General features: G+C 69.0%; 19 protein-coding genes and 2 pseudogenes. 8 read left to right on the top strand and 13 right to left on the bottom strand.

What is annotated here, in order from left to right:
* Window positions 1-278 precede the first annotated feature (278 nt).
* Window positions 279-674 (bottom strand): annotated as a pseudogene (locus ACH4E8_RS25300) (DNA-3-methyladenine glycosylase); the annotation flags it as partial.
* Window positions 675-728: 54 nt separating this feature from the next.
* Here ACH4E8_RS25300 and ACH4E8_RS25295 point away from each other — a divergent pair.
* The 4 genes from ACH4E8_RS25295 (at window position 729) to ACH4E8_RS25280 (ending at window position 4,123) form a co-directional block, all read left to right on the top strand.
* Window positions 729-2,183, top strand: a complete 1,455-nt coding sequence (locus ACH4E8_RS25295; RefSeq protein WP_398451869.1) for a recombinase family protein — start codon at window positions 729-731, stop codon at window positions 2,181-2,183.
* Window positions 2,184-2,564: 381 nt separating this feature from the next.
* Window positions 2,565-2,807 (top strand): DUF6879 family protein, encoded by a 243-nt coding sequence (locus ACH4E8_RS25290; RefSeq protein ID WP_398451928.1) that lies wholly within the window; start codon window positions 2,565-2,567, stop codon window positions 2,805-2,807.
* Window positions 2,804-3,703, top strand: coding sequence for a Scr1 family TA system antitoxin-like transcriptional regulator (locus ACH4E8_RS25285; RefSeq protein WP_398451867.1), 900 nt, complete (start codon window positions 2,804-2,806; stop codon window positions 3,701-3,703). The genes ACH4E8_RS25290 and ACH4E8_RS25285 overlap by 4 nt, the downstream gene beginning before the upstream one ends.
* 198 nt (window positions 3,704-3,901) lie before the next feature.
* On the top strand, window positions 3,902-4,123 hold the full coding sequence (locus tag ACH4E8_RS25280; RefSeq protein ID WP_398451864.1) for a hypothetical protein: 222 nt from the start codon (window positions 3,902-3,904) through the stop codon (window positions 4,121-4,123).
* Between the two features lie 78 nt (window positions 4,124-4,201).
* Here the strand turns inward: ACH4E8_RS25280 and ACH4E8_RS25275 are convergent, their stop codons facing one another.
* The 5 genes and pseudogenes from ACH4E8_RS25275 to ACH4E8_RS25255 form a co-directional block, all read right to left on the bottom strand.
* Window positions 4,202-4,789: a recombinase family protein gene (locus ACH4E8_RS25275; RefSeq protein WP_398451861.1), complete on the bottom strand. Its 588-nt coding sequence runs from the start codon at window positions 4,787-4,789 to the stop codon at window positions 4,202-4,204.
* 732 nt (window positions 4,790-5,521) lie between these two features.
* A complete protein-coding gene (locus tag ACH4E8_RS25270; protein ID WP_398451859.1) occupies window positions 5,522-5,854 on the bottom strand; it encodes a hypothetical protein in 333 nt (110 codons plus the stop codon).
* 306 nt (window positions 5,855-6,160) lie between these two features.
* Entirely contained in the window at window positions 6,161-6,649 is a 489-nt protein-coding gene (locus tag ACH4E8_RS25265; RefSeq protein WP_398451858.1) for a hypothetical protein, read from the bottom strand.
* Between the two features lie 266 nt (window positions 6,650-6,915).
* Window positions 6,916-7,527: a DNA-3-methyladenine glycosylase gene (locus ACH4E8_RS25260; protein ID WP_398451855.1), complete on the bottom strand. Its 612-nt coding sequence runs from the start codon at window positions 7,525-7,527 to the stop codon at window positions 6,916-6,918.
* A 14-nt stretch (window positions 7,528-7,541) separates the two neighbouring features.
* Window positions 7,542-7,799, bottom strand: a pseudogene (locus ACH4E8_RS25255) (DNA-3-methyladenine glycosylase); the annotation flags it as partial.
* Window positions 7,800-7,882: 83 nt separating this feature from the next.
* On the opposite strand from ACH4E8_RS25255, the gene ACH4E8_RS25250 reads away from it, so the two are divergent.
* The 3 genes from ACH4E8_RS25250 to ACH4E8_RS25240 all read left to right on the top strand — a co-directional run bounded on the left by ACH4E8_RS25250 (window position 7,883) and on the right by ACH4E8_RS25240 (window position 9,994).
* Window positions 7,883-8,665, top strand: coding sequence for a sporulation protein (locus ACH4E8_RS25250; protein WP_398451853.1), 783 nt, complete (start codon window positions 7,883-7,885; stop codon window positions 8,663-8,665).
* Window positions 8,666-8,731: 66 nt separating this feature from the next.
* Window positions 8,732-9,271, top strand: a complete 540-nt coding sequence (locus ACH4E8_RS25245; RefSeq protein WP_398451850.1) for a YbhB/YbcL family Raf kinase inhibitor-like protein — start codon at window positions 8,732-8,734, stop codon at window positions 9,269-9,271.
* Between the two features lie 213 nt (window positions 9,272-9,484).
* The gene (locus tag ACH4E8_RS25240; protein WP_398451848.1) at window positions 9,485-9,994 is read left to right on the top strand and encodes an HNH endonuclease; all 510 of its coding nucleotides are present in this window, start codon (window positions 9,485-9,487) and stop codon (window positions 9,992-9,994) included.
* 68 nt (window positions 9,995-10,062) lie between these two features.
* On the opposite strand, the gene ACH4E8_RS25235 is transcribed toward ACH4E8_RS25240, so the two are convergent.
* The 4 genes from ACH4E8_RS25235 to ACH4E8_RS25220 all read right to left on the bottom strand — a co-directional run bounded on the left by ACH4E8_RS25235 (window position 10,063) and on the right by ACH4E8_RS25220 (window position 13,251).
* Window positions 10,063-10,839 (bottom strand): sulfite exporter TauE/SafE family protein, encoded by a 777-nt coding sequence (locus tag ACH4E8_RS25235; protein ID WP_398451845.1) that lies wholly within the window; start codon window positions 10,837-10,839, stop codon window positions 10,063-10,065.
* Between the two features lie 55 nt (window positions 10,840-10,894).
* On the bottom strand, window positions 10,895-11,845 hold the full coding sequence (locus ACH4E8_RS25230; protein ID WP_361960538.1) for an SPFH domain-containing protein: 951 nt from the start codon (window positions 11,843-11,845) through the stop codon (window positions 10,895-10,897).
* Between the two features lie 106 nt (window positions 11,846-11,951).
* The gene (locus ACH4E8_RS25225) at window positions 11,952-12,380 is read right to left on the bottom strand and encodes an NfeD family protein (protein ID WP_398451842.1); all 429 of its coding nucleotides are present in this window, start codon (window positions 12,378-12,380) and stop codon (window positions 11,952-11,954) included.
* Window positions 12,381-12,459: 79 nt separating this feature from the next.
* Complete coding sequence (locus ACH4E8_RS25220) at window positions 12,460-13,251, bottom strand: ABC transporter ATP-binding protein (protein ID WP_398451840.1); 792 nt, start codon at window positions 13,249-13,251, stop codon at window positions 12,460-12,462.
* Between the two features lie 253 nt (window positions 13,252-13,504).
* Between ACH4E8_RS25220 and ACH4E8_RS25215 the strand changes: the two genes are divergently transcribed.
* Window positions 13,505-14,299, top strand: coding sequence for a hypothetical protein (locus ACH4E8_RS25215; protein WP_398451837.1), 795 nt, complete (start codon window positions 13,505-13,507; stop codon window positions 14,297-14,299).
* A 366-nt stretch (window positions 14,300-14,665) separates the two neighbouring features.
* Here the strand turns inward: ACH4E8_RS25215 and ACH4E8_RS25210 are convergent, their stop codons facing one another.
* The 3 genes from ACH4E8_RS25210 to ACH4E8_RS25200 all read right to left on the bottom strand — a co-directional run bounded on the left by ACH4E8_RS25210 (window position 14,666) and on the right by ACH4E8_RS25200 (window position 16,843).
* Complete coding sequence (locus ACH4E8_RS25210; RefSeq protein ID WP_361537658.1) at window positions 14,666-14,911, bottom strand: chaplin; 246 nt, start codon at window positions 14,909-14,911, stop codon at window positions 14,666-14,668.
* A gap of 149 nt (window positions 14,912-15,060) precedes the next feature.
* Complete coding sequence (locus ACH4E8_RS25205; RefSeq protein ID WP_398451834.1) at window positions 15,061-15,705, bottom strand: response regulator; 645 nt, start codon at window positions 15,703-15,705, stop codon at window positions 15,061-15,063.
* A complete protein-coding gene (locus ACH4E8_RS25200) occupies window positions 15,698-16,843 on the bottom strand; it encodes a GAF domain-containing sensor histidine kinase (protein WP_398451833.1) in 1,146 nt (381 codons plus the stop codon). The genes ACH4E8_RS25205 and ACH4E8_RS25200 overlap by 8 nt, the downstream gene beginning before the upstream one ends.
* Between the last annotated feature and the right edge of the window lie 7 nt (window positions 16,844-16,850).

Below are 16,850 nucleotides of genomic sequence, written 5' to 3'. Positions count from 1 at the left end.
TTGCGTTTCCAACCTTACCAGATCTTTTTCCCGGCCCGTTTCCGGACTTGGCTTTCAATCAGGCGGCCGATTGGAGTGGCCTTTTGCCTTTCGGCGTTGTCACTACGTTAACCGATTTCCCCGGCGGCTCATAATCGAGTGCTTGGGATTGAATTTCGGCATGCCGAAATCGCACCCGTTTGGGTTCGTCGTGAGTAGTGGATGGCCGCTCCGGGGTGCTGAACAGCAGGCCCCGTTTCAAGCGGCTCGGGCTACGTTAGGCGGCCCGGATCGGCGAGTCAAGTTGCCCTCTTGCGCGGCGCATGGGCCCGGTAGGGGCTGACGGTGGGGTCGCCGTCGATCCAAAAGCGCCAGGGGTGCAGGGCACCTTCTCCGCCCACTCCGGTACGGGGGCCGTTGCACACCAGGTCAGGGATGGGCGACTGGCCGGGGTAGAGGGTCAGGGGGGCGTCGCCGCCCTGACAGAGGTCGGTGCCCTTCAGTGCGCCGTCGACGTCGAGGGCCGTCGCGAGGCGTGCCGGACCTTTGGCCAGTTCCTTGTCGTATCGGGCCGAGAGTCGACGTTTGCGAGCGAACTCCGCGCCCTTGATGATCTCCCCGGCGCGGAGCAGGACACCGCTCGCGTGGCCCTCCGGGCCGCACACGACGTTCAGGCAGTGCCACATGCCGTAGGTGACTCACCAAGCATGTACGTCGTTGCATCGGCAGGGCAACGACAAGCAGGAGATATGACAGTGCGAGCGATCATCTACGCCAGGCTCAGCCCCACCCCGCGGGGCGAGGAGTCCAAGGGCGGGAACCTGACACAACAGGTCGAGCTGAGTCAGGCGCTGTGCAACCGGAACGGCTGGTCCGTCGTAGCCGTGATCGTCGAGAAGGACACCTCAGCCTTGACCAAGCGGGGGGCCAAGCGAAGTGACGAGTGGGAGCGCATCAAGGCTCTGGTGGAGGACGGCAAGGCAGACGCCATCGTGTCTCGCCACTTCGACCGCATGTACCGCACCCCCTGGGATCTTGAGGACCTGGTGGACCTCGCCGAGTCGACCGGCGTCACACTGGCCGCCGCACAAGCTCAGGGAGTGCTCGACCTGTCCACCCCGTCCGGCCGTCTCGCTGCTCGCATCGGCGCTGTGGTGGCCCGCAACGAGACCGAGATGCGAGTAGAGCGTCAGGTACTCGGACACCAGCGCCGTAGAGAGTCGGGCAGGCCCTTCTGGAGTACTCGCCCCTTCGGCTTCGAGCGCGACGGCCGGCACCGTGCGGCAGAGGCGGAGGCCCTACGGCAGGCGTACCGGGATGTCCTGACCGGCGTCTCCCTCTGGTCCATCGCGAAGGACTGGAACACCCGTGGACTGCTCTCGCCGCACGGCAATGAGTGGCGCAGCTCGAACCTTCGGGGTGTCCTCTTGAAGCCGAGGAACGCGGGAATCCAGACGTACTCGCAGTGGGCCGAGAAGCCGGACGGGAAGCGCGTGCGGCTGACCGAGGAGACCGGTGCGGGCAACTGGGACGCGATCGTCTCCGAGGGCATGTTCCGGGCGCTGGTCCGCTACCTGAGCGATCCCGAGCGCAGCACGGGCGGCGGCGGCAAGCGCAAAGCCCTGTTGTCCGGCGTCGTCCGCTGCTCGAAGTGTCAGGCCGTCGCCACTCAGGGGTGGAGCAAGAAGAACGCGGCAGGTGAGCGGTACCGCATCTACACCTGTTCAGGTGGCCGGTGCATCACCTGCCCGGCAGACGCTCTTGACTCCTTCGTGGTCCGGAAGGTCATCGACAAGGCCGAGGAGTGGAACGCGGCACCAGCCACGGACAACACAGACGAGGAGCGAGAGGCCGAACTGCTGGCCGAGGAGACTGCCGCATCCGAGAGGCGCACCGCCCTGGCGGAGATGTTCGCTGTGGGGGACATCGACGGGTCGACCCTGCGGACGGGCATCGCCAGGTGTGACGCCGACCTGACCAAGATCCGGGCCGAGCTGGCAGACCTGGCGGCGAAGCGGGTGCGCGTCGACCTGGGCGACGTCGAGTACCTGTGGGAGGAACTGGACTACGAGGACCCCGACCGCATCGACTACGTGCGGACCGTCGTCATGCAGGTCTGCGAGCAAGTCGAGCTGATGCCGCGCGGTCGAGGGGTTCGGTCCTTCAAGGGCGAGCACTGCCGGATCACGTTCCGGAACCCTTGAGATCCGACCGCGGAGAGCCGAGCCGGCTGTCGGCGCTCAGTGAGCACGGGCCCTGCCTGACGAGTGTCGGGCGGGGCCCTTTGCCATGCCCGTCGAGGAAGTGCGCCCCTCTCGCTCCCCAGTTCATGCAACAGCGTGCATGAGTCACGTCCGTGCATGGACGGCCGCGAGCGGCCCACGTACGGTCATCTCAGGCGGCCTGACCGGGCCGCCAAGTCAAGGCAGTTCCGCATGGCACGCGAAGAACTGACTCGGCTCACCGGCAACGGCAACGGCACGTGTGGAGAGGACGACTGCCCGAACGTCTACCGCACCGCGTCCGGCTCCATCGTGGTTCAGGGCGATGTGTCCGACACGTTCACTCCCCCGCAGGGGGAAGGCGTGCTCGCCGGGGAGGACGTCCGCATCCTTGACGTGACCGAGCGGGACAACCCGTTGCCGGACATCGAGGACTTCTGGATGTTCGACCGCTCGACCGTCGTCCTGATGCACTACGAGGACGACAGCACGCAGATCAGCCGAGAGCTGTACGAGGGCGACCCTGCGCCGTTCATCGAGTGGCAGCACGTCGCCGTTGCCGAGTCGGTTCCCTTCCTGGAGTACGCGGAGCGCGTGACGGAGTGACGTTCGAAGCTGAGCAGCTTGGCGAGTCCGGTACCGAACTCGCCTCACTGCTTCGGAACCTGCGCAAGCGAGCCGGCCTCTCTGGGGACCGGCTCGCAGCGCGCTGCAACATGTCCCAGTCGAAGGTGTCCCGCATCGAGAACGGCCGGACACGGCCGTCCCTGGTCGATGTCGAGCAGATCTTGCGAGCGCTGGACGCTCCGCCGGAACTGGTCGCCGAGGTCTCCGCCCTCGCCAGGATGGCGAACACCGAGTGGCGGAACGTCCGAGAGCTGCGGCGCAAGGGGCTCGGCACGAGACAGGCCGAGCTGAAGTCGCTCGAAGCGTCCTCCACACAGATGCGCTACTTCCTCCTCTCGATGGTTACGGGCCTGCTGGCAACACCTGAGTACGTACGGGCGAGCCTGGCCCACTCGACGGCCGACACGAGCAAGGCAGTGGCAGGGAAGCTGGGACGGCAAGCCGTCCTCTACGACGCCTCGAAGCGGTTCACGTTCGTTCTGAACGAGCAGGCGGTTCGCTGGCCGGTCGTCGCCCCACTGGCGCTGGCCGAGCAGATGGACCGGCTGGCGTCCCTGTCCTACCTCCCGAACGTTCAGATCGGAGTGATCCCCGTACGGGTACCGACGCCCCGAACCCCTCTGAGTACGTTCACCATTTACGACGGCGGGAAGTCTCGTACTCCGCGACGGCCGAGACGTTCAGGCGTACCTGAAGGAGTTCGCCGGGTACGAGGAATACGCCCTCTTCGGCGAAGCCCTTCGGGCACGGCTCGTCGAGTGGTCCGCCGCTTGCCGCGCATGACTTCAATCGACTACGCGGCTGAAGCGCCATCCCGTGCACACCCCGGGGGATCATCCTTCGGCAGGCGAACAGTCGGGAGGTCGTACGGATGAGCACACCCAAGACGACGATGGCGGGGCCGGTGAACCTGACCCTTCCGGAAGGAGACCCGGCCCCATCGCGGGCTGTAGGCAGTGCCTCGGCGTCGCCGTGACCCGAGCCAACGCCCGATCCGTCGGCGACTACTCGAAGGCGACGGACGCGAACGTCGCGCTCCGCACGCACCTCCGGGAAGACCACGGGGCCGAGTGATGGCGCGCACGGTCCTGCGGTTCGTGACGCACCGGATCACGCAGCATCCGGACACGGACGTGACCTATGAGGCGGAGTGCCTGCACTGCAAGTGGAAGGCGGAGCCGTCGACGGACAGTGCGGCGGTGGACGTCGAGTGCGTGAGCCATACCGGCCTGAGCAACCATCGCGGCTTCCGGCGAATGTGTACGTCGTTCGCCATGGTGGTGCGGGCTGAGTGAGGCAGTGTTGTACGTCCATGTACGACAACGGCCCCCGACGTAGGGCCGAGGGCCTGTCTGCACTGCTGCGCGCCTGTCTCAGGCGCTCTCTCCCAGGTGTCGGTACAGCGTGGCTCGGGAGACGCCGAGGGCCTTGGCGATGGCGCTGACGCTCTCGCCCTTGGCCTTCCTGGCGCGAGCCACGGTGAGCACGTCCTCGTCCACCACAGACGGCCGGCCGCCGGTCCGGCCCTGCGCCTTGGCTGCGTCGAGTCCTGCGCGGGTCCGCTCCTTGATGAGGCTGCGCTCAAACTCCGCCATGGCACCGACCACCTGGAGCATGAGACGGCCGTCGGCCGTACCGGGGTCGATGTTGGCCAGTGCACCAGTGAGCACCTTGAACCCGATGCCCCGCTCTCGAAGGGTGTCGACCATGGTCACAAGGTCGATGAGGGACCGGGCGAACCGGTCCAGTTTCCACACGCACAGGGTGTCGCCAGGGCGGGCGTAGTCAAGTGCGGCCGTCAGCTCTGGCCGGTCGGTGTTCTTGCCCGATGCCTTGTCCTCGAAGATCCGGGCGCAGCCTGCGGCCGTCAGCGCGTCGCGTTGAAGCTGCGCTTCCTGGTCGTCGGTGGAGACGCGGGCGTAACCGATGAGCTGCCCCGTGGGCGTGATGATCTCTGCCATGACCCGAATGTCTCAGAACTCGTCTCAAAAGGTCAAGCCTGACGCGGAGGTTTCGAGACGGGTTTTGAACAGGGGTTGGGGCTCCTTCTGGGCGTTTGCTGTCTCGTCTCACAAACCCTGGTTTTCGAGACGGCTCTACTCGGCCACGCTGCGCCATGCTCGACGGCCAGCGGCGCGGGAGTGAGGCAACGGCAAGGGGGTGGGGTATGCCCCCCTGAAGGGTCCTTGGTCGATCGCCATGTCTTAGCAGCCAAGATTCCGCCACGGTTTCAGGGTCCGTCCGCCTTGCCCGCAGACTGCCACGGCGGGAGCGTATGACCTGGTCACAGCCTTGCCCTGTCCTTCCTGGCAGCGGCGGAAGACTGCAAGGAACAGGGCCTTACGGCTGTGACTGCGAGGCGCGGCAGCGCCCCCCTTGGTCTTGCTGTCTTGCTCCTGTCGGCCCCTTCCGGGGCCGCAAGGTCGTTGACCGCTTGCGACTGTGGCGGCCGACAGGCCGCCCCCTGCCGCTTCTCTCTTCGCCAGTGAGGCTTGACGGTGTCGGCCCCCAGGGGGCCGCCCTACTGCTACCCCCTGCAAGCGCCGTCGATGGCTTACCAAGAAGATTAAGAAGGGCGGGCACATCACCGCAGGTCACAGTCCTGCCCTTACAGGTGTCGCATGTCATTGACTGCCCAATCGGCACGCCTGGCGTGTCGCATTCCTGCCTGATCGACACGTCCCCCATGTGAGCTAGGGCCGGAACCTCTTGGCCTTGCGTATGCCGTGCTCATCGCAGGTTGCGTCCCCGATGCCCTTCTGGAAGTGGAACACCGGGAGTACGAGGCACCGGCGGCTGGACTCCGTCTCGATGAAGCCCCACCCCTTCGCCTTGCGCACGTGGTTGTTCAGGGCGTTGTTGCTGGGCACCTTGCCGTCCTTGTCGGCGAGGATCTTGTTCAACTCGTCCGACGGGAACTCGGCATGCCCGATCTGGTTCGCCCATCCCATGGCCGCGTACTCGACGCGGTGGGCGTAGTCGAAGCGTGCGTCTCGTGCGCGCCGCTTGTACTCCTCCTGAGACACGGCGGCGAAGTCGCCTTCGAACTGAAATGGGATACATCCCACTGTTGGCAGTCCCTTCCTGTGCGGCGCACGCGGGTGCGCCAGTGACCCCCGCCGGATGGCAGGACATGTGCCTCCCTTTCGTTGCGGGGGTGGACCGGGCACGGATGGCGCGGTCTCTCTTCACAGGTGGACGCCCAAGCCTTCGGGGCCTGGACTCGGTCTCGTGCGGTCGGGGGCGACGGCGGCGACCTGGCCGAGAGATCTCACACGGAGGAGAGAGGACCCCGTTCAGGGAGCCCTCCCGTGTGGTGCTGCTCGAAGCGCTCAGCCTGAGACATCCTCAAGCGGAAGATGGTCTCGGAAGTACTGCGACTCCAGCCACTCCTCCTTGACGAAAAGTGGAGTTGTAAGGCGCGCATTCCCGACCCGCTGCGAACGCAGAAGAAGTCCGAGATCGGTCAGGGAAAGCGACTCGTCAGGGGTGTAAAGAATCCAGTTCCCATGCTCCGCAGCGTGGTCCAGCAGAAACTGATGGCCCTGCACTGGATCGCTCCCTGCCAACGGGAAGCCGGCCAGGAAGACCTGCGGACCGGTAACTGCATCCAGCGCGACGCATGCGAGCTTGCCCGCGTCGTAGAACGCCTTCACCCCGTCCGGGAAGTCTTCCTGCTCGTACGGACCACCGACCCGTGCCAGAGGCCCAGAGACCAGCAGTGCGTCGGCGACCTCGGCTGGAGACATCCCGAACTGCAGCGGCCCCACGCCTTCTCCGGATCGCAGCTCCCAGCGCTCCCGCTCCGCATCTGCGCTCATCCACCCACCCCTACGTCTGACCGGTCCAGATCTGTGTCTGCTGCTTTGATTCGCATGCACCAGGCAGGGACAAGATCCCAACTCGGCTGCTCGAATGCCAACTGGGATGCTCAGTCACACCCACCCGTCCGGTCCGAGTCGGCGCACGTCGGCAGTCACTCGACCGGTCAGGAACGCGTCACGCGCCGCGCTCGCGAACGATCACGCATCTTCTGGCCAACTCCGCGCCGACTCACCGGCGAGCCGTGAGCGAGGCGCACAGCGGCTCAGGATCCGGCGGGCGGTTTGACTCTCGGGCTCAGTCGGTACGCCGAGACCGTCGGATCACCGGCGAGGTAGAACCGGTGTTGCCAGTCGTGGGCCTTGCTCACGCCTACCCGAGGGCCAACCCGGATGAGCGCGCTAGGTACCGGCTCGCCCTCGGACAGCGTGACCGCGGTACCCGTAAGGAGGTCTGCGCCGTTGTGCTCTGCCGTGATGCCGAGTGCCTGGCCGACGTTCCCCGGGCCTCGGGCAAGACGTGGGCTCTCGACCCTTTCCCCTCGCCGCTTGCGTGCCAGGTCTTCGCCCTCGATGACCCTGCCTGCCCGGATGAGGACACCCGAGGCGATGCCGTCCGTTCCGGTGACGACGTTGGCGCACCAGTGGAGGCCATGGGACCGGTAGACGTAGAGGTGTCCTGCGGGCCCGAACATGGTGGCGTTGCGGGCAGTCCGGCCGCGGTATGCATGGGAAGCTGGGTCGGCCGTACCGGAGTACGCCTCAGACTCCGTAATGGCGATGCTCACAGTCCCCTCGGGGGTCTTGCAGGTGAGGACGCTTCCGAGCAGCTTGGGGGCAACCTCTTCGGCTGGGTGTGCAAGGAAGTCGATGTTCATGCTGACCGCCTTGACATGCCGTAGGTGAAGTAGACGTAGGCGTGTCCGGGCGGTCCGAACATGACGTCGTTGCGCGGGGTCCGGCCGCGGTACGCGTGGGAGCCGGGATCGATGTCGCCCGCGTACGCCTCGACCTCGGTGATGCGCAGTTCCACGGGGCCGTCGTCGGTGCGGCGCACCAGGGTGCAGCCGAGGAGTTCGGGGGCGACCTCAAGGACGGGGCGGTCGAAGAACGACCGCGGGATGGGCGTACGGTCGGGGCGCTCGATCATGGCGTCCGAGGGTACCGGTGGAACCGGTGGGGGGCTCCGTGCGTTTGAGTCGACGAGGCAATACCTAAGGGAGTGGAACGGCAATGGGCTTCAAGAAGCTGCTCGCGAGTCTGGGCGCAGGTGGTGCCTCGGTGGAGACGGTGCTCACCGAGGAGAACGTCGTGCCGGGCGGTGTCGTCCAGGGCGAGGTGCGGATCGAGGGCGGTTCGGTCGATCAGCAGATCGAGTCGCTCTCCGTCGGTCTGCAGGCGCGCGTCGAGGTCGAGAGCGGCGATCAGGAGGTCAAGCAGAACATCGAGTTCGTCAAGCAGCAGCTCGGCGGCGCGTTCGAGGTGAAGGCCGGGGCGGTGCACGTGGTGCCGTTCGGGCTGGAGATCCCCTGGGAGACGCCGGTCACCTCCATCGCCGGGCAGCGGCTGCGCGGGATGGACATCGGTGTGACGACGGAACTGGCGATCGCGCGGGCGGTGGACTCGGGCGACCTCGACCCGATCCAGGTGCACCCGCTGCCGTCGCAGCAGGCGATCCTGGACGCCTTCGTCCAGCTCGGCTTCCGCTTCAAGAACGCCGACATGGAGCGCGGGCAGATCCGGGGCACGCGTCAGCGGCTGCCGTTCTACCAGGAGATCGAGTTCTACCCGCCGCAGCAGTACCGGGGGCTGCACCAGGTCGAGGTGTCGTTCGTCGCCGACGACCGCGAGATGGACGTCGTCCTGGAGATGGACAAGAAGCCGGGGCTGTTCAGCGAGGGCAGTGACTCCTACAAGGCGTTCAAGGTCGGGCACCAGGACTTCGGGTCGACGGACTGGGCCGCGTATCTGAACCAGTGGCTCGCCGACGTCGGCGGGCGGCGCAACTGGCTCTGACGAACCCCTAGGGTCGTGGCACTACCGCACTACCGCACTACTGAACTGCGAACGGAAGGTTCGGACGTGACCGAGCAGAAGAGGGCTCCGCTGCCGCATGACTTCCACCCCGAGGTGCCGTCGTTCACGGTGGTGAGCGACGACCTGGCGCCGGGGGCGGTGCTCAAGGCCGACCAGGTGCACGCGGCGGGGAACGTCTCGCCGCACCTGCGTTGGGAGGGGTTCCCGGCCGGTGCCAAGAGCTTCGCGGTGACCTGCTTCGACCCGGACGCGCCGACGGGCAGCGGGTTCTGGCACTGGGTGCTCTTCGACATCCCGGCGTCGGTGACGGAGCTGCCGGCCGGTGCGGGCAGCGGCTCCTTCCCGGGCCTGCCGGCCGGTGCCGTGCACGTACGGAACGACTACGGGTCGAGGGACTTCGGCGGCGCCGCTCCCCCGGCGGGTGACGGGCCGCACCGCTACGTCTTCACGGTGTACGCGGTGGACAGCGAGAAGCTGGGGCCGGACGCCGACGTGTCGCCCGCGGTGGTCGGGTTCAACCTGCGGTTCCACACGCTGGGCCGGGCCCAGCTCGTCGGGGAGTACGAGGTCCCGGCCGCCGGCTGACGCTCCCCCGCGGTCGTACTGTTCGTTCGACCGTTGTTTGCCCTGTCCTGGTCTTGGAGAGATCAGGACAGGGCAGTTTTTTTGTCCACCGGCGTGCTCCAGGGCTCCCGGGGGGGCTTCGATATTGCGTTGTCCATCTCGGCCTGCCCGGCCAGAGTTGATCCATCCGGGGCCCGCGGGGGGTGCCGGGCCGGTGAACGGAGGTGGGGGAACATGCGGGACACGCTGGTGCTCAACGCGAGCTTCGAGCCGCTGTCGACGGTGACGCTGAACCGTGCGGTGGTGCTGGTGCTCCAGGACAAGGCCGTCGTCGAACAGGCCCACCCCGACCTCCGTGTGCGCGCCGCCGCCGTGGAGCTACCGGTGCCCCGGGTGATCAGGCTCTGCCGGTACGTACGGGTCCCCTTCCGAAGACAGGCGCCGTGGTCGCGCAGGGGGGTGCTGGTGCGGGACCAGCACCGGTGCGCCTACTGCGGTAGGCGCGCGACGACCGTGGACCACGTGGTGCCGCGGTCGCACGGTGGTGCGGACAGTTGGCTGAACACGGTGGCCTCCTGTGCCGAGGACAACCACCACAAGGCGGACCGTACGCCGGAGCAGGCGGGGATGCCGCTGCTGTTCGAGCCGTTCGTGCCGTCGCCGGCGGACGCGATGCTGCTGGGGCTGCGGGCCGGCGAGCGGTCCGCGCTGCCGGACTGGCTGCGGGCCCAGCCCGCTGCGTAGGGGCTTGGTGGTCGAGGGCTCGTTCCCGTACGGGAGCGGGCCCTTCGTCGTACGGTCGGTTGCGGCGGTCAGCCGTAGCGGTACAACAGGAGTTGGACGAGGGCGACGGAGCCGACGACGACGATGAGGGCGCGAAGGACCTTCGGGGAGAGCTTGCGGCCGACCTTGGCGCCCAGTTGGCCGCCGATGGTGGAGCCGACGGCGATCAGGGCGACGGCGGTCCAGTCGAAGTCGGCGACGAAGAGGAAGAAGACCGCGGCGACGCTGTTGACGACGGCGGCGAGGATGTTCTTCGTGGCGTTGAGGCGCTGGAGGGTGTCGTTGATCAACATGCCCATGAGGGCCATGTAGATGATGCCCTGGGCTGCGGTGAAGTAGCCGCCGTAGACGCTGGCCAGCAGGATGCCGACGAGCAGCAGGGGGCCGCCGTCGGGGTGGGTGGTGGTGCCGTTGGCCTCGCGGCGGCGCTTGACTGCGGCGGAGATCCGGGGTTGCAGGATCACCAGCACGAGGGCGAGGGTCACCAGGATCGGGACGATCGTCTCGAAGGCCGTGCTGGGCAGGGTGAGCAGCAGGGCGGCGCCGGTGACGCCGCCGACGGTGGCGACGGCGGCGAGGCGCAGGACGCGGCGGCGCTGGCCGGTGAGTTCGGCGCGGTAGCCGATGGCGCCGCTGATGGAGCCGGCGACCAGGCCGAGGCCGTTGGAGACGGTGGCGGTGACGGGCGACAGTCCGACGGCGAGCAGCACCGGGAAGGTGATCAAGGTGCCGGAGCCGACGATGGTGTTGATCGTCCCCGCGCTGATGCCCGCCGCGAAGACGGCGAGCATCTCCCAGATGGTCACGGTGGCCCCCCATGATCGGTGCGGTGAGCACCGATCATGCCAAGCAGCGGCGGTCCTAGTCGACCGGGGGTACTTCGCGGCGCTCGACGCCGGTGTCGGGGGCCTTGGCTCCGGTGTTGAAGCCCGGGACGCCTCCGCCGAGGTTGCCGAAGGCGCCGGAGAGGCCCTTGAGGGCGTCGCCGATCTCGCTGGGGACGATCCAGAGCTTGTTGGCGTCGCCCTCGGCGATCTTCGGGAGCATCTGGAGGTACTGGTACGAGAGCAGCTTCTGGTCCGGGTCGCCGGCGTGGATCGACTCGAAGACGGTCCGGATGGCCTGGGCCTCGCCCTCGGCGCGCAGGGCGGCGGCCTTGGCCTCGCCCTCGGCGCGCAGGATGGCGGACTGCTTCTCGCCCTCGGCGGTGAGGATCTGCGACTGCCTGATGCCTTCGGCGGTGAGGATCGCGGCGCGCTTGTCCCGGTCGGCGCGCATCTGCTTCTCCATCGAGTCCTGGATGGAGGTGGGCGGCTCGATGGCCTTCAGCTCGACGCGGTTGACGCGGATGCCCCACTTGCCGGTGGCCTCGTCGAGGACGCCGCGCAGGGCCGCGTTGATCTCCTCGCGGGAGGTGAGGGTCCGCTCCAGGTCCATGCCGCCGATGATGTTCCGCAGGGTGGTGACGGTGAGCTGCTCGATGGCCTGGATGTAGCTGGCGACCTCGTACGTCGCGGCGCGGGCGTCGGTCACCTGGTAGTAGATGACGGTGTCGATGTTGACGACCAGGTTGTCCTGGGTGATCACCGGCTGCGGCGGGAACGGGACGACCTGTTCACGCAGGTCGATGCGGTTGCGGATGGAGTCGATGAACGGGACCACGATGTTCAGGCCCGCGTTCAGGGTGCGGGTGTAGCGGCCGAACCGTTCGACGATGGCTGCGCTGGCCTGCGGGATGACCTGGATCGTCTTGATCAGGGCGATGAAGACCAGCACCACCAAAATGATCAGGACGATGATGATCGGTTGCATCGCGTTCCCCGTGCCCTTCGCTGCCGGATGATGGTGTGATGATGATCGAGTTTCCCAGATGGGAGGCGGGTGTGGGGGCCGTTCCGGCCACCTGACGACGACCGTGTCACATGACGACGGCGGTGGCGCCGTCGATCTCGACCACGTCGACCTGTTGGCCCGGCTCGAAGGTCATCGCGGCGTCGAGCGGGCGGGCCGACCAGACCTCGCCGGCGAGCTTGATCCGGCCGCCGTTGGCGTCGACCCGTTCCAGTACGACCGCTTGACGGCCCTTCAGCGCGTCCACTCCGCTGTTGAACTCCGGGCGTCCCGTGCGGTGCCGGGCCGCCAGGGGGCGCACGACGGCGATGAGCGCCACGGAGACGACCACGAAGACGAGCACCTGGGCGACGATCCCGCCGCCGAGCGCCGCCACGACGGCCGCGGCGACCGCGCCCGCCGACAGCATGCCGAATTCGGGCATCGCCGTCAGGACGAGCGGAATGCCCAGTCCGACCGCGCCGATCAGCCACCACACCCATGCGTCGATTTCCACATGGTCATGGTAGGTCCGCGGATCGGCTCCGGACAGGGGGCATCGGGCCCCGGAAGGGGATCGGGCCGGATCGGGGGCCTCAGCCCAGGGGCAGGCCGTGGGCCGTCCAGCGGTCGGCCGCGTGCTCGACGACCAGGGGGAGGCCGAAGCAGCGGGAGAGGTTGCGGGAGGTCAGCTCCATCTCGATGGGGCCGGCGGCGAGGACCTTGCCCTGGCGGATCATCAGGACGTGGGTGAAGCCGGGGGCGATCTCCTCGACGTGGTGCGTGACCATGATCATGGAGGGGGCCAGCGGGTCCCGGGCGAGCCGGCCGAGGCGGCGGACCAGGTCTTCGCGGCCGCCGAGGTCGAGCCCGGCGGCGGGCTCGTCGAGGAGGAGCAGCTCGGGGTCGGTCATCATGGCGCGGGCGATCAGGGTGCGCTTGCGCTCGCCCTCGGACAGGGTGCCGAAGCGGCGGTCCAGGTACTCCGTCATGCCGAGGCGGTCGAGGAAGGCGCGGGCGCGCTGCTCGTCGACCGGGTCGTAGTCCTCGTGCCAGGTGGCGGTCATGCCGTACGCCGCGGTCAGCACGGTCTGCAGGACCGTCTGGCGCTGGGGCAGCTTCTCCGACATGGCGATGCCGGCCACGCCGATGCGCGGGCGGAGCTCGAAGACGTCGACCTCGCCGAGGCGCTCGTCGAGGATGCGGACGGTGCCGGTGGTGGGGAAGAGGTAGCTGGACGCGAGGTTGAGCAGGGTGGTCTTGCCCGCGCCGTTGGGGCCGAGGATGACCCAGCGCTCCCCTTCCTTGACGGACCAGGAGACGTCGTCCACCAGAGCGCGTCCGTCGCGGACCACGGATACGTCCACCAGCTCCAGTACATCGCTCATGAGCGCGTTGTCTCCCCATGCAGTCGTGATGCAGTCGTGTTCAGGTCGCGAGGGCTTGACGCCGGTGGGCGGCCCCCTCAGGGAAATCTACGCCACCGGTGGGACAAGCCGGCGCCCCGGTCCGTTCCTTGGGCGGCGCGCGGGGTGGAACGGGGAGGTGCGGGGTGGTGTGCGGGCGGGCGCTCCGGTGCGCGTTTCGGTGCGGGTCCGGTGCGCGCTTGGGGCCCCGTCGCCGGGTCCTTACGCTGTGGGCATGCTCTCTGATCCTTCGGAACCACGTTCAGGACGGCTCGCCGCGTGGGGCAACGCCCTGTTGGCCGGGGCCGTGTCGCCGGATGACGCCGCGGAGGCGATCGTCGGCGACGACGCGGTGCACCGGGTGGTCGGACTGCCCGGCGAGTCGGGGCCGGTCGGGCTGACGCTGGCGCTGGGGCGGCTGCGGTCGCTCGGGGTCCGCGGGTGGCGGGTGGCGCTGCCGGTGCCGGGGCACCCGCTGGGGCTCAGCGGGCCGCCGGAGTTCAACCGGCGGGCGCTGGAGGCGGAAGAGGCGGTCGTCGGGTACGGCGCGCCGTACGGGCTGGTGCCGCAGGTGCACGAGGCCGGTTCACCGGGTGATCTGCACGTGGAGGTCGGCTGGGAGTGCCTGTCGGTGCGGGAGGCGATGCCGGCGGACGTGCCGTCGCTGGGCGAGGCGGAGCGGGAGTTGGCGGAGGGGCTGCGGGAGGCGACGGCGACGCTGTCGCAGCTCGACGTGGCGGCGTCGGGGCCGGTGGCGGAGGCGGCGATCGACGCGTACCGGGCGCGGGCCGAAGCGGGGCGGGCGGGGCTGGCCCCGGGGTACCCGCCGCGGGCGGTGCGGGTGTGGGAGCTGGCGCAGCGGGTCGGGCTGCTGGTCTCGCTGGCGTACGAGCGGGGGCACGGCGGCGCGGTGAGCGCGGCGGAGATGGCGGCGCGGGGGGAGGCGCTGCGGCCGGTGGAGCGGGTGGCTCGGCGGGCGCGGGTCGCTGCGTACAACTCGTACGTGGAGGGGCTGGAGCGGGGGGTGTAGGGGCGTGTTCCCCTCCAGCGGTCACCCGGGCACTCGGTGCGGGGTGCCGGCTGACGGTTTCGTCGTGGTTCCTCCGCGCCCCCGACAACGCCTACCCACTCGGAACGATCCGCTGACGGGCGACTGAACCTGCGTTTTGGCTGAGCGCGCAGTTCCGCGCCCCTGAAAGCCTGTCCTCCAGCCCGCAGACACGTGACGGGAGAAGTCAAACAGGGGCGCGGAACTGCGCGACGAGCCCACCACCGGGCCGCAGACGCGACCGTGCCGCCCGCCGCACGGCGGGACCGCGTTCGCCTCGGCGGCCGGAGGGCGCAAGGGGCCCGCGCCCCTGGGTGCACGGGGCGCGGGGAACCGGGCGGGCGGGGGTCAGCCGTTGACCGCGGCGTTGGCGAAGGCGGGGTTGAGGAGGCCGATCACGTTGATCGAGTTGCCGGAGACGTTCACCGGGACGTGGACCGGGACCTGGACCGCGTTGCCCGAGGCGACGCCCGGGGAGTTGGTCGCGGCGCCGTGGGCGTGCGCGCCGGGCGTCGCGGAGGCGATGCCGGCGCCGGCGGCGACGAGGCCACCGGTGATCATGGTGATGGCGGCGGCCTTCTTCAGGTTCTTCACTTCGGTCATCCTCCTGGGCTTTCGCCGCGACGGGTCCGCCGCGGCACGCACTGGAGAACGCCGAACGGACGATCAGGATGCGCCGTCCGGGTGATGTCCACCCGACAGTATGAATCTCCGATCAACGGGAACCGCGTCGGGACGCCGGGTCAGGTGGTCAGGCCGTGGCGTACGGCCCACAGCGCGGCCTGGGTGCGGTCCGCGAGGTCGAGCTTCATCAGGATGTTCGAGACGTGCGTCTTGACGGTCTTCTCGGAGAGGACGAGGGCGCGGGCGATCTCCCGGTTGGAGCGGCCGTCGGCGATCAGGCCGAGGACCTCGCGCTCCCGCTCGGTGAGGCTGCTGCCCCGGCCGGGGCCGGTGTTCGGGTCGTCCTGGGTGAGCAGGGCCCCGGCGACCTCGGGCTGGAGGAGCACGTGCCCGGCGTGCACGGAGCGGATGGCGCCGGCGAGCGCTTCGGGGTCGACGTCCTTGTACACGTATCCGGAGGCGCCGGCGCGCAGGGCGGGGACGACGGTGCGCTGCTCGGTGAAGCTGGTGACGATGAGGACCCTCGCGGGGTTGGTCAGCTCGCGCAGCCGGCGCAGGGCCTCGATGCCGTCGGTGCCGGGCATCTTGACGTCCATGAGGACGACGTCCGGCTTGAGCTCCTCGGCGCGGGCGACCCCCTCGGCGCCGTCGCCGGCCTCGCCGACGACCTCGATGTCGTCCTGGACCTCCAGGAACGTCCGCAGTCCGCGCCGTACGACCTGGTGGTCGTCGACGAGCAGGACCCGGATCTTGCGGTCACCCACCGGGGACCTCCATTTCGATCGTGGTGCCCTTGCCGGGCGCGGAGTGGACGTGGAGCCGGCCGCCGACGCCGCTCGCGCGGTCGCGTATGGAGACCAGGCCGAGGTGGCGGCCGGCCCGGCGGACGGTGCGGGGCTCGAAGCCCTTGCCGTTGTCGGTGACGCTGAGGACGGCGCCCTGGCCGCGGCGGGCGAGGACCACGTCGACGCGGTCGGCCTCGGAGTGGCGCAGCGCGTTGTGGAGGGCTTCTTGGGCGACCCGTAGCAGGGCCTCCTCCTGGGCGGCGGGCAGGGCCTTGGTGCCGCAGGTGTCGAAGGTGACGCGGGCGGAGTGGGCGCGGTCGAGCACCTGTATCTGGGTGCGCAGGGTGTTGATCAGGCCGTCCTCGTCGAGGGCGGCGGGGCGCAGCTCGACGACGGCGGCGCGCAGTTCGTCAGCGGCTTCGGCGGCGAGCGCGGCGACCTGCTGGAGTTCGCCCTTGGCGCGGACGGGGTCGCGGTCGACGAGGGCGGCGGCGGCCTGGGCGGTCAGCCGCAGGGAGAACAGCTTCTGGCTGACGGCGTCGTGGAGTTCGTGGGCGAGCCGGGAGCGCTCTTCGGCGATGGTCAGTTCGCGGCTGCGTTCGTACAGCCGGGCGTTGGTCAGCGCGATGGCCGCGTGCTGGGCGAGTATCGACAGGAGTTCCTCGTCCGTTTCGGTGAAGCCGCAGCCGTCGTCCGTCTTGGGGCAGCGCTTGTTGGCGAGGAAGAGGGCGCCGATGATCTCGTCGCCGTCCTTGATGGGCAGGCCGAGGAAGTCGGACAGCTCGGGGTGGGCGCTGGGCCAGCCGCCGAAGCGGGGGTCCTTGCGGACGTCGGCGAGGCGTTCGGTGCGGGCGTCGCGGAGCATCGAGGCGAGGACGCCGTGCTGCCGGGGCAGCGGGCCGATCGCCTTCCACTGGGCGTCGCTGACGCCGTCGACCACGAACTGGGCGAAGCCGCCGTGGTCGTCGGGGACGCCGAGGGCCGCGTACTCCGCGTCCAGCAGCTCGCGCGCCGAGGCCACGATCGTCTTGAGGACGTCGCGGACCTCCAGGTGCCGGCTCATGGCGAGGAGTGCGGTGCTCACGGCCGAGAGGCCGGAGCGCGGTCGATGGCTCATGGACCTC

Origin of the sequence: Streptomyces sp. NPDC017979, assembly GCF_044328175.1 — a bacterium.
In the GTDB taxonomy this organism is placed as follows: domain Bacteria; phylum Actinomycetota; class Actinomycetes; order Streptomycetales; family Streptomycetaceae; genus Streptomyces.
The sequence above is the reverse complement of the archived record's forward strand: the minus strand, read 5'-3'. Positions and strand labels throughout refer to the sequence as shown.

Excerpts from the sequence above, each read along its gene's own strand:
- ACH4E8_RS25240 (WP_398451848.1), top strand. The coding sequence starts at position 9,485 with ATGCGGGACACGCTGGTGCTCAACGCGAGCTTCGAGCCGCTGTCGACG.
- ACH4E8_RS25265 (WP_398451858.1), bottom strand. The coding sequence starts at position 6,649 with ATGAGCGCAGATGCGGAGCGGGAGCGCTGGGAGCTGCGATCCGGAGAA.
- ACH4E8_RS25220 (WP_398451840.1), bottom strand. The coding sequence starts at position 13,251 with ATGAGCGATGTACTGGAGCTGGTGGACGTATCCGTGGTCCGCGACGGA.
- ACH4E8_RS25260 (WP_398451855.1), bottom strand. The coding sequence starts at position 7,527 with ATGAACATCGACTTCCTTGCACACCCAGCCGAAGAGGTTGCCCCCAAG.
- ACH4E8_RS25275 (WP_398451861.1), bottom strand. The coding sequence starts at position 4,789 with ATGGCAGAGATCATCACGCCCACGGGGCAGCTCATCGGTTACGCCCGC.
- ACH4E8_RS25280 (WP_398451864.1), top strand. The coding sequence starts at position 3,902 with ATGGCGCGCACGGTCCTGCGGTTCGTGACGCACCGGATCACGCAGCAT.
- ACH4E8_RS25250 (WP_398451853.1), top strand. The coding sequence starts at position 7,883 with ATGGGCTTCAAGAAGCTGCTCGCGAGTCTGGGCGCAGGTGGTGCCTCG.
- ACH4E8_RS25295 (WP_398451869.1), top strand. The coding sequence starts at position 729 with ATGACAGTGCGAGCGATCATCTACGCCAGGCTCAGCCCCACCCCGCGG.
- ACH4E8_RS25230 (WP_361960538.1), bottom strand. The coding sequence starts at position 11,845 with ATGCAACCGATCATCATCGTCCTGATCATTTTGGTGGTGCTGGTCTTC.
- ACH4E8_RS25215 (WP_398451837.1), top strand. The coding sequence starts at position 13,505 with ATGCTCTCTGATCCTTCGGAACCACGTTCAGGACGGCTCGCCGCGTGG.
- ACH4E8_RS25200 (WP_398451833.1), bottom strand. The coding sequence starts at position 16,843 with ATGAGCCATCGACCGCGCTCCGGCCTCTCGGCCGTGAGCACCGCACTC.